At 68.9% G+C, this 10856-nt stretch carries 10 protein-coding genes; 1 reads left to right on the top strand and 9 read right to left on the bottom strand.

All coding sequences use genetic code 11. The annotated features are described in order from the left end of the window. Positions 1–462: 462 nt before the first annotated feature. The 9 genes from ACTWPW_RS60815 to ACTWPW_RS60775 all read right to left on the bottom strand — a co-directional run bounded on the left by ACTWPW_RS60815 (position 463) and on the right by ACTWPW_RS60775 (position 9811). Positions 463–1191 (bottom strand): hypothetical protein, encoded by a 729-nt coding sequence (locus ACTWPW_RS60815; RefSeq protein ID WP_443174514.1) that lies wholly within the window; start codon positions 1189–1191, stop codon positions 463–465. A 16-nt stretch (positions 1192–1207) separates the two neighbouring features. Beyond that, complete coding sequence (locus tag ACTWPW_RS60810; RefSeq protein WP_443174513.1) at positions 1208–1705, bottom strand: DUF4913 domain-containing protein; 498 nt, start codon at positions 1703–1705, stop codon at positions 1208–1210. 71 nt (positions 1706–1776) lie between these two features. Next, on the bottom strand, positions 1777–3510 hold the full coding sequence (locus ACTWPW_RS60805; RefSeq protein WP_443174512.1) for a type IV secretory system conjugative DNA transfer family protein: 1734 nt from the start codon (positions 3508–3510) through the stop codon (positions 1777–1779). Continuing rightward, entirely contained in the window at positions 3507–4730 is a 1224-nt protein-coding gene (locus ACTWPW_RS60800) for an ATP-binding protein (protein WP_443174511.1), read from the bottom strand. Before ACTWPW_RS60800 ends, ACTWPW_RS60805 begins: the two co-directional genes overlap by 4 nt. Positions 4731–4986: 256 nt before the next feature. Further along, complete coding sequence (locus ACTWPW_RS60795) at positions 4987–6420, bottom strand: SCO6880 family protein (RefSeq protein ID WP_443174510.1); 1434 nt, start codon at positions 6418–6420, stop codon at positions 4987–4989. 57 nt (positions 6421–6477) lie between these two features. After that, positions 6478–8187, bottom strand: a complete 1710-nt coding sequence (locus ACTWPW_RS60790; protein ID WP_443174509.1) for a hypothetical protein — start codon at positions 8185–8187, stop codon at positions 6478–6480. 26 nt (positions 8188–8213) lie between these two features. Then, positions 8214–8984 carry a hypothetical protein gene (locus ACTWPW_RS60785; protein WP_443174508.1) on the bottom strand — a complete coding sequence of 257 codons (771 nt, stop codon included), beginning with the start codon at positions 8982–8984 and terminating at the stop codon, positions 8214–8216. Positions 8985–8999: 15 nt separating this feature from the next. Then, positions 9000–9335 (bottom strand): hypothetical protein, encoded by a 336-nt coding sequence (locus ACTWPW_RS60780; RefSeq protein WP_443174507.1) that lies wholly within the window; start codon positions 9333–9335, stop codon positions 9000–9002. After that, positions 9332–9811 (bottom strand): hypothetical protein, encoded by a 480-nt coding sequence (locus tag ACTWPW_RS60775; protein ID WP_443174506.1) that lies wholly within the window; start codon positions 9809–9811, stop codon positions 9332–9334. Before ACTWPW_RS60775 ends, ACTWPW_RS60780 begins: the two co-directional genes overlap by 4 nt. A 114-nt stretch (positions 9812–9925) precedes the next feature. On the opposite strand from ACTWPW_RS60775, the gene ACTWPW_RS60770 reads away from it, so the two are divergent. Beyond that, positions 9926–10477, top strand: coding sequence for a hypothetical protein (locus ACTWPW_RS60770; protein ID WP_443174505.1), 552 nt, complete (start codon positions 9926–9928; stop codon positions 10475–10477). Positions 10478–10856 lie beyond the last annotated feature (379 nt).

The raw sequence follows: 10856 nt of genomic DNA, 5'->3' as shown, positions 1-10856 counted from the left end.
AACCGAAGGCGTCAACACCCGCACGAAGAAGATCATGCGCCAGATGCACGGCCGTGCCGGGTTCGACCTTCTGCGCCACCGCATCCTGCTGCAGTGAAGATCACTCAACGCCACCACCGATTACGGGTCAGAGCCGAAAACTGGACACACCCGATCTCACATACTCGAAGATTGCGTTGGCCAGCTCGGTCCGGGTGTTTCAGCGTCGACGTTTCAGGAGTTCGACGTGCATCGGCGACCCGAACGACTCCATCATGGCGTAATCGAGGCAGTCGCCGACGCTGCCCATCGAGTGCTGCACGCTGGGGTTCCTGGCCCGCTGGGTGAAGGCCCAGATTGTTACGAAAGCGCGGAATGCTTCGTACGGTCACATGGACAAATGTCCGCTTCCGGGTCGCCGCCACCAGGGGTCGAAGACGTCAGCATCTGCCCCCCGAAACAGGCGTTGCTGGGGTGGGGAGGTCACCGGGCGGTGGTGCGATGCTGTTGGGGCCTTCTGCGCGGGTTGGGCTGCGCAGAAGTCTTCCGGCTGGGGCGGACGGCGCCCGGAACGCCTCCTGTCGAGGAGCGCAGGCTCGCGGCCGCGGCTCGGCGTGCGATGCGCTGGCTTGCGTTGGTGTTGAGTCTGGAGGCGGCATCGTTGAGTGCTGTTTCCAGGCGTGAGACTGCCCGGCGTGTGCTCGTGAGTCCTCGGCCTGTAACCACGAGACTACTACTCAGCATGCGTGTGTCCCAGGCCATCTGGCGCACAGCCGCATTCTGAAGGGCCCGGAAGAATTTCTGCACCTTCGGATGTGCGGCGATCTTTTGGGCGTGGTGTCCGAACTGCTGGACGAAACGTGTGCTGAATTGCTGAACGCCTTCATAGACTAGTCGCACGTTGTGCCACGCAGGCATAGTGGCGATAACGGGATGTTGGCCGAGCTGCTTGACCGCGCTGGCTACTTCCGGCAGATGCTCCCAGACGGGGCCGAGCTCGTCGGGGAACCTTCCATAAGTGGAAGCGAAAGCGACGCGTGCATCGTAGTCACGCTTCTCCAGAGGTAAGCCGACGAGTTCTTTTAGCTGCGCGAATCCCAGTTGGGGATCGATGCTGGCCCAATCGATACTCGGCAACAACTCCTCCACTACTTCACGTACGCCTTGATATGCCTCCTCAAGGGGGGTCTGTTGAGGCTCCACGGCGGTCATGGACACTCCTTATGCGTTAGGTCCGATGGGTGATCGGTTGTGATGTGAGCGGGACGGACATGTGCTGCGGCTGGTGCGGAAGCTCGTCGGTCCAGCGCACGTGCTGTGCTGGGCGGTGGGTTGGCTTGTTGCGGTCGGTCATGCAGCGTTGCAGGGGTCCGCCGGCGGCTCGGAGCCTGTCCAAGGCCGGGTAGAGGTTGTCGAAGTGCCATCTGTCGGGGTCGGTGAAGTCGCATGATTGCGGATCGGTGAGCTTTTGCCAGGCCAGCCAGATGCCGTGCAGGAGGGCAACGGCCTCGTCGTGGTCCCACCATTGTGGGCACCATGGGTGGTCGGGTGTGGGTTCGTGCAGGTAGGTGGGGGTGAGGAGGTCGGCGACCCATTTCTTGAGCAGGTCGAGTTCGCGGCTGAGGTCGGGCTCGTCGAGATACAGGATGAAGACGGGTCCTTGGTCGTTGTTCGTGGCGGAGGTGTCTTCGTCGAGATCATCGGGTGGCGGTGATTCGGCCGCCACCGGCCTGGGTGCGGGCGAGGGTGTGGGGTGTGGTGGGTCGTGGGTGTCGTCATCGCGGTCTGGAGGGAGGGTCATGCCACCTTCTTTCGTTGTGCTCGTCGGGTGATCTGCTGCTCGGCCTTTCTGACCGCTGCTGCCAAGCGAGGGCCGAAGGGTTCATCCATCCACGGCCGGAGTTTGATCACCGTGGCTCGGGTGCCGGTGAGGAGCAGCAGTGCGGTGCCTTTGGGCATGGCTCGGATGTCGGCCGCGGTGTAGATGCGCTCTTTACGAGCCGACAAGGACACGCTGCGGCCGCTGCGGCTGTGGGAGACGCTGGGCTCGATGACCTTGTGGTGGCCGACCAGTCTGCTGATCTTCTCGGCATGGTCGGGATCGTCCAAACCGGCGCCGAGGATTTTCACCGTGGCTGAAGACCACAGCGCATCCATGCCGGCGGCGCCCCAGACACGCACCCCTTGCTGGTAGGACTGCAAGATCGTGACCACGGGGATGCCCATGCCCCCGAGGTAGGAGTACAGATCGGGGAGGTCTTGGATGACGGCAATGTTGGCGGCCTCGTCCAGGACGGGCACCAGTGGGGGGTCGTTGCGGCCGCCGACGCGTTCGGCTGCTGCGATCGCGGCCTGCAAGACCGCGTCGGCACAGGCCGCCACCAGAGGGGCAGCGCCAGACCTGCCCTTCTTGCTGAACAGGTAGAGCGTGTCACGGGTGGCGACGAACGCGTGCGGGTCGAACACCGGCTTGCCGGCGATGGGGGTGATCCATCGGTTGATGGCAGGATCGAGGAGACAGGCTGTTGTCGTCGCCGCTGTGCTGTAGATGCCGCCGCGGGTCTCGGGCGGCAGGCGGATGGTGCCTTGCAGGCTGCCGGCCAGGGCTGAGGCGCCGTTGTTCTGCAGTGCCTCGACGGGAGAGTGGTCGGCGGGGTTGGCCAGCCACGCCAGTACGTCGTGGACGGTGCCGCCGCTGGCGGCGGCCGCGTGGAAGAGTTCGGTGAGCAGGTTGGTCGCCGACAGCGCCCAGTAGTTGCCGCGCTCGCCGGCCGAGAAGGCGGCGGCGACGAAATGGCCGGCCAACCGTCGGGCGCCTTCGACGGTTCGCGCATCGGCCAGCAAGTTCCAGGTGAAGTGTTGCTCATAGTGGCAGATTTGCTGGGGGTCGAACACCCACAAGCGCCCCCGGGCGCGGCGGGGTGCCGCCGTGGTGGTCAGGGCGTCCGGCCGGATGCTGGTAACGATGACCGCGCCGGGGGCGCGGATGGCGGTCTGAGCGACGATGGAGGTGGTTTTGCCCGAGCGTGGACCCATGAACGCGAGCAGGACGTCCTCCCATGAGCCGCGGATCTCGATGTCGCGGTGGTCTCCGAGCAGCATGCCCGCCTCATCGGGAGGAATCTTCTTCAGGGTGCGCAGGCAGGGGCGCAGTCGGCGCGCCTTGGCTGCGGCGCCTCGGGGCGTGTAGGCGCGCAGCGCGCGCAGGTCGGCCAGGCCCGGTGCGCCTGCCAGCCATCGGTAGAGCGTGCGTGCCAGGGGCGCGCCTGCGGCGGCTCCTGCACTGGCGGTGACGACGATGCCGGCCCACACTGCGGCCGGGGAAGCTTCAGGCCACAGCCTGTGGGTGCTGTCGGCCAGGTGAAGAAGGATCTGCGCGGAGAACGGCGGTGGCCGCCAGCCTGCGCCGCTCGCCCAGGCGCCGAGGCTGCCGCCGAACCAGACGAGCGCGCTCAACGTCCCGACGGTGAGCATCGCGCCGGCGAGGATCCATGGTGTGAGCTCGGAGTAGACGCTGCGTTCGCCGATCATGTCATCTGCTCCCGTGCACCTCGAGCCACGGTTCGCATGGCGTCGTCGGTGTCGAACAGACGTTGCTCGGCCGGGGTGAGTTGCATCCGGACCGGCACCCCGAGCCGTTGCCCGATCTTGATGAGGTACTTGCCGCGGCCGGGGTGGATCTGGCTGGTGCCGTCGAGGCCGGTGCTGGTGGCAGCCGCCCAGGAAGCGATCAGGTCGATTTCGGCACTGGTGAGGGGCTTTTGTTCGCTGATGCGGCGTAGCTCGCCGAGCGGCATGGCCGCCAGGATGAGGATGTCGCAGCGTTCCATCAGCCCGGCTGCTTTGGCGCGGTCCTCCTCGGTCGGCAGGGCTTCCAGGTCGCGTACCGAGTGGGTGCTCATCAGGCTGATCTCGCCGTTTGACCTGTTCAGGCGGGTGATGGCGTCCATCGCGTCGACCATGCCGGGCCCGGCGCGCAGTACGCGCCACATTTCATCCAGCGGCAGCACCAGCGGCCGCGGCAGCAGGCCGAAGACCCGCGCGATGTCGACTGCTCCGTAGGAGTAGGCCCAGCAGGCCAGCAGCCCGGCGGCCGCGACGGGTTCGCCGGCCGATCGCAGCGCCGATAGGTCGATCGACAGCGCCGGCCGTCTCAGATCGAGTTGCACCGAGGTGGGCCGGTCGAACATGCCGCTCATCGGACCGTCGCACATGTTCTCCAGTGCGGCGGTCACCGACCGGGTCGCGGCCAGGTAGTCGGCGTCATGAACGGCGAGGATGCGCTCGCGTAGCGGCTGCGGGCCCTGCCGGAGCACGGTGATCACATCCGGGATGACGGGGTCGCCGGTGGTGCCGTCGGCGGCCAGCCGCACCGCGGTGTTGAGCGCGGCGCTTTCCTCGGCGGCCGGACGGCGGCCGAGGCCGTGCGGCGTGGCGAGCAGAGCGTGCAGGAGTTCACCGCGCCGTGCGTCGAGTTCGGCGCGGATTCGGCGTGCTTGGTCGGCGGCCAGGGTGTGCAGGTTGCGGCCGAGAGGGCCGGAGTCGAGCGGGTTGATGGCGTCCAGGCCGCGGCCGATCCGCACCACCTGGCCGCCGAGCTCGGCCACGAGCGGCGTGTATTCGCTTTTGAGATCGCCGGGGCACAGCAGCTGGTAGCCGTAGGCGACCAGGCCCAGGCAGAGGCGTTTGAGCATGGCGCTCTTGCCGATGCCCGGCTCGCCTTGCACCCACACGCTGGGGTTGGTCGTCAAGCTGCCGACCCAGCCGGGCGGGTCCAGGCACACCAGCTCGCCGGTGAGCAGGTCCGGACCGATGGGTACACCACTCGTGGGCAGGCCACCGGCCTGAACGAACGGGTACAGCCCGGCCAGCTGGACGGATGTGCCGAGGTAGATGCTGCCCTGGTCGATGTGCGCGGCGCGGCCGCGCGGCCAGCCACGCCGGGGTGCCAGCGTGCGCGGATCGATCCGTAACGAGTCGGGCACCGGCGGGCGTCGGCGGGGTGCGTTAGCCGTCACCGGGATACACCCCGCAGCTCAGGCCGACGGCGAAGGCGGCGGCTTGGCCCCAGCGGGCCGGCCGCAACCGCAGCCGGGAATGCCCGGCCGCCTGCAGGACCTCGCGCCGCGCCTCCGGCAGATGCTCCGGCTTGGTGACGGTGGCGGTGACGTACAGCGCCCATTGCACGATCGCGGCGCCGCGTGCCTCCTCATGCGCGCCGGCGGCGGCGCGTTCGGCGTCGGCACGTTCGCGGGCGGTCGGCGCGCGCCGGGCACGGCGGCGGATCTCCTCGCGCACCGCGGCGGCGTTCACTTCCGACTCCACCACGCTCGCTCCCACCTGGCGGGGCAGGGCTCGCACGGTCAGGGTGACCCGGCGGCGGAACCGGCCGGGGCTGAGCAGATGCAGCAGCACGTCATGCGGGATGCGTTGGCGTGGCGCCTCGGCCAGCACCCAGGAGGTGGAGTGGGCGTTCTCGTGGTCGTAGCGGTCACGCCGGTCCCGGGCATAGACCGGGCCCGCGTCTCGCCAGCGCAGCTCGTCCCAGCCGGCTGCGACGCCTTCGGTGTCCGGGTCGAATGCCGTGCGGACGATGCGGATCAGGTCCGTGGCGCTGGCGCGCTTGACCACCTCGGCGCCGGTTGCCGAGACACCCAGACCGTTGAGAGATGCCAGCAAGGACGCGATCGCCTCGGGCAGGTGCACGGCCGTGGCCGCGCCGCGTGCGGGATCGCAGGTCAAGGTGAGGCGCACGCTCACGCGGGAGGCGGCTCGGGGCGCGGCGGCGACCAGGTCGGCCATCACGGCGCTGGCCAGGGGCGGCGCGGCCGGGTTGAGGCGTCTTGCGACGTGGTCGGCCAGCTGGGTGCCCGTCTCCGGCAGCACGTCGATGGTGACGGCAGCGTGCCGGATCGTGATGTCGTCGGCCATCCGGGCCATCAGTGCCCCCCAGGCGGCCACCTGCCGGTTGACCGTGTCCACGTCGGCGAGCAGCGCTCCGGACGGCGACAGCAACGCGGTGGCCGAGACCTGGCCGGTGCGCTGGTTCCACACCACCCCGATGCGGCCCCGGCCTGGATCGGCGGCGTCGAGAAGTTTGAGGGGCGCCAACACCCCGGGCAGGGCGCCGCCGTGCTGGATGGGGGCAGCCACGTGGCCGAGGTAGATGGTGTGGGTACGCCAGTCCGCCCACCGCCAGCGCGCCCAGCCTCGAGTGATATCGACCAGGAGCACCCCGTCGCGCTGCGCGACGGCCGCCGCGATGCACAGCACCGCCAGCGGCGCCAGGTAGAGGGTGACCGTCTGGCTGATGAGGATCCCGGCCATGACGGGTACGAGCACGGCAGCAAAGACCGCCAGAGTCTGGCGGCTGTCGAGCTTGCCCAGCCCTGCGCTCCGGCTGCGCCGCCACCCGCCGTAGGAGCGCGAGGTGCTGGTCACCGGGTGCCCGTTCGATGCAGGCGAGGGGGCGGGGAGCTGGCCCGCCGCGATCCGGGCTCAGGTGCGATCATGCAGGTCTCCTTCGCCGGAGTCGGAGGGGGGTGCGGGGTGCCGGTCGACGGGGTGGCCGGCTGCTGCCTCGCCGGCGGCGCCGACGTGCCGCTCGACTGCCTCAGTGCCGTGTTCGGCGACGTGTTCGGCGGCGTGGACGATCGGGCCGATCGGACCTGCGCCCGTCGTGGCTGCGGTGGTGCTGGAGCTTTCGGCCGCCGTGGTGGTGCTGGCGGTCTCGGTCGCGGCGGTGGTGGCCGGGGTCTCTGCTGGGCTCTCGCCCGTGGGGGAGGAAGGGGTGTCGGTCGTGGCGGCCGGAGGTTGCTCATGCGTGGGGGGGTCTGTGGCATGCGTGCGAGGGGGCGGCGTGTTGTCGCCCGCCGGCTCCGTCGCTGGCGTGGTGGGGCGCTCGGCGGGCGGTGTGGTGTCGGCGTCGGCCGCTGAGGTGCTGTCGGCTTCGCGCTGCTGAGCGATGCGGGCGGCGCTGGTGGGCTGCGCCTGTGCGGCACCGCTGGCGTCGGCGTCGTGGCCGCTGTCGGAGCGGTCGAGCATCATTGCCAGCCCGGCGAGGGCGCGCATCGTCCCGCCGCCGTTTGCGCCGCTGCCTGCTGCGAGCGCACCGAGGGGGGCGAACACCTTCAGCAAGGCCGGCATGGCGATCAGGCTGAGCACGAGCATCATGAGGCCGTACAGCAGTCCATGAGCGTCGCGAGCGGCGGACCACTGGCGCACCGCGGCGGTGATGATCAGAGCGACACAGGGCTGGTAGACGATGATCGCCGCCGCCGCGGTGATGATTTTGGGCAGCCATTGGCGGGTGGCTCCCCCGCCGATCATCCCGGCGGCGGCGATGGGCAGGAGCAGGGCCAGGAGCGGGAGGGTGGCGTTGCGCAGCAGCACCACGATGAGCTGGATGATGAGGACTAAGATCACCAGAACGCCGAGCTGCCAGTTGACGTAGACCTGCAAGCCCGCGCCGGCCGCTCCGGCCGGCACCGCCTGTCTCAGCGACATCACGGTGAGAATCTGCTGGTGGATGCTCTGCTGATTGGCGGGCAGGCCGTCCGTCGACATGTGGTTGAAAATGATCGCTGTGAGGGAGTTGGCAGCTTCCATGAGCAGCGCGGTCAAGCCAACTCCAGCGCCTCCGACCAGCGCGGTGATCACCAGCCCGGAAAACGCCTGAAGCAGCGCAACGGGCCGGCCTTGCACCATGGTGCGCAGCATCTGGATCATGAGCAGCACGGCGCCGATGAGCCACCCGATCGCGATCGTGAGTCCGTAGAGGGTCAGGGCACCCTGGCTGCGCAGATCGAAGGTGGTGGTGGAGAGGAACATCGCCACGAACACGCCGACCAGTGACGTGATGGCCTCGAGGACCAAGTTCGCCAACGGTTTGATCACACCCTGCTCCAGCGCCTCAGTGGCGGCGTCCCGCAGAAGCTGCTCCCCTGCCTGTCCGATCTTTTGTGCGTTGCACTGGATCAAGATGATCGGTGCGGGGATGCAGGGCACCTGCGGTAGTGCGTCCCACGCAGTTGTTGCCGAGGGCGACGGGGAAGGCCGCGATGTGCTGAACGTCAGTGACGGGGAAGGCCGCGATGTGCTGGGTGTCGGCGACGGGGTGTCGGAGCTGGCGGCTGCCGGCGCGACCCCGATGCCGGCATGCTCGGGCATGACCAGCATCATCAGTGCCAGCAGGACAACGCCGACCATGCGGGCCAGGCGGTGGCGGCACATCTCTACCCTCCGGGGCGGATGGCCCGCCAGCGCGCGTGGTTGAAGGCGGCGGTGCCAGGTTCGGCGAAGGCCGGGCGTGGCATGCGCGCGGCCGGGGTGCGTAAGGCGACCCAGTCGCCGCCGCGCACCCCGGTCTGCCAGCGCAGGTGTCCGGTGCTGGCCACGGTGAGGGTCTCGAGCGGAGCGGCCGTACCGGCGATCATGTCCGCCCGCATCGCCACGCTGACGTAGACGTTGTCGGCGTCGACGACCCGCCACTGCACCCCGATCGGCTGCACGGCGACCGTCGCGCCGGGAGGTGGCGCGCCGTCGCGGGGCAGGGCGAGTTGTTCGCGCAGCCATGCGGTGCTGGCGGCGGCGTCACGACGAGAGGCGGCGCGGTCGCCAACAGCGAAGTAGACGTCGACAGCACCTGTCGCGCGGGTGACGTCGAGGTCCCACACCGAGGCGAACATCGCGGAGGCTGCGGCGGCGGCGCCCTGTGGTGTGTGTGGCCAGCCGACCGGGTAGTCGCGGCCGATGCGGTCGCGCGCCTCCGGCAGGGTGGTCCAGCGGGCAGGTGGGACGTAACCAGATTCCGGCGTTGGTGTGGCGGGCGCCCCGGGGGCGGAGGATGACGGCGAGGACGTGGCCGATCCGGCCGATGGCTGCGGACGCTCGCGCAGGAGCATGAACAGGGATGCGCCCACCAGCACGGCCAACAGCGCTCCGGCTGCTCGCGCGCGGCGCATCCGCTGGCGGGCCAGCTGGTCCAGATCGGTGCTGAGGGACATGGCTGATCAGTCCGATCACAGGTCGGCAAAGAACGCGACGATGGGGATGGCCATCAGAAGACCGCCCATTCCACCGATGACGTAGACGGCGTTGTGCATACCCTCGGCCGCCATGTGCTGGCGCTGCGACTTGCCCATCATGACTTTGATCGAGGCGAAGCCGAACATGATCACTCCCACGATGCCTCCGACCACCTTCATGAATCCGAACACCCGGCCACCGAGCCGGTTCAGCTCCGGAGGTGCTGACGCCGGAGGGTCACTGAAGATCGGAGCCCCCCCGTCGTCGGCAGCCGGCATCGAGCCGATGGACTCGAGCACCGCACCGATCGCGTGCACGAGGTGGCTCATGGCCGCCGTCCCGGGTCCGCGGGAAGGGCACGCATCCGGCGTCGCAGGCGCTGAGCCGCGCGCGTGGTGCGGGTCGAGGAGGTCAGCGCCGTGGCGGCGTCGAGCTGACGCAGCGCGAACAGGTACGGCACCCGGATCACCGCGCCCACCTCGGTACTGATGGCCTTGAGCTGGTAGCGGGACATCGGTGGCAAGCCGAACGGGTCAGCCGCCCGCACGAGCAGCACGGGCCTGGCCAGCTCGCGTGGCCATCCGGCGACCATCCGGGCCGCCTGCTGGGTGCCCGCCGCGGTCGAGGACGCCACGACGGCGACGCGGTGGTCGGCGGGCAGCGCGCCGCCGGTGTATTCGACCGCGTGTGGCGCGCTGGCCTGGTGGTTCAGCAGGGCTACGAGGGTGGAGGTGCCGGCACCTCCATGCGCGCCGATCAGGGTCCAGGGCGGGTTCGCCCCTACCCGTCTTCTGTTCTCTCGCATATGTGGCCTCTTATGCGCCGATGGCATGCCAGGGTACCTTTTGCGACTTGACAAGTGTTCTTACACGCTTGACAAGAGTTTGCCAAGAACATATCGAGGGATACGCGGCCGACCATGCGCATCGTTGTGACCATCACCGTGGCGTTACTGCTCGTCGTGATGTCCCTGCCACTGATCCTGGTCTCCGTCGCACGTCTGTCCCGGGCGCAGACCCCCCACGCCGCCATCTCGACGTCGGCCCCGCCGGATCAAGTCCCTGAGGTTGGACGTCCCCCGGAGCAGCCCAGCGGCCGCGAACGCATCACGTCCCGTATGCGCACCGTCCGCGACCTGGTACGCCAGCAGTTCGGCGTACCGCACGGCGTCGGCTGTTTTCGCGAGAACGACCGGATCCCCGGCGGCGGTCGCGGCGAACATCACCTCGGCCGGGCCTGCGACTTCATGCTGAGCAAAGGCGGCGCCAGGCCGTCGGCGGGCCAACAGGCGCGCGGCGATGCCATCGCAGCGTGGCTGCAGGCCAATGCCCACCGCTTGGGCATCTCTTACATCATCTGGAAGCAGCGGATCTGGTCTCCCGGCCGCGCCAGAGAGGGATGGCGGCCCATGTCCGACCGGGGAGGGGTCACGGAAAACCATTTCGATCATGTTCACGTGACGGTGGACTAAAAGTGGGGGATTTGCACCCGGTGCGATCCGCAAGGCGCTGCCGCCGCCCGCCCGCAGCGGCGGCGGCCGGCTCCGACGCCGTGACGGGGATTTACCGCCAGCTTTACAGCAAGTCATGACAAAAGGGTGAACCTTCTGGACCTGCTGGCCTATGATCGCCCCCATGCGGCCTGATCACGAGGCTCATCCCCACCCGTCGTCGCTCACCGGTCCAGCGGCGTTGGCTCATCTCAGCGGCCAAGCTGCCGTTGAGGCGACGGATGGCACTCCGTTGCCGTCCTCGGGTCGTACCGACGACGCCGGGAAGCACCGTGCCGATGCGGCGGGCCGAGACGACCCCGTGCAGCCGGTTCCGCCGGAGAACGACTCAGAGCAGCAG

It is taken from the genome of Nonomuraea sp. KM90 (assembly GCF_052246675.1).
Taxonomy (GTDB): domain Bacteria; phylum Actinomycetota; class Actinomycetes; order Streptosporangiales; family Streptosporangiaceae; genus Nonomuraea.
Note: the sequence above shows the minus strand (reverse complement) of the source record. Positions and strands in the feature narration are given on the sequence as shown.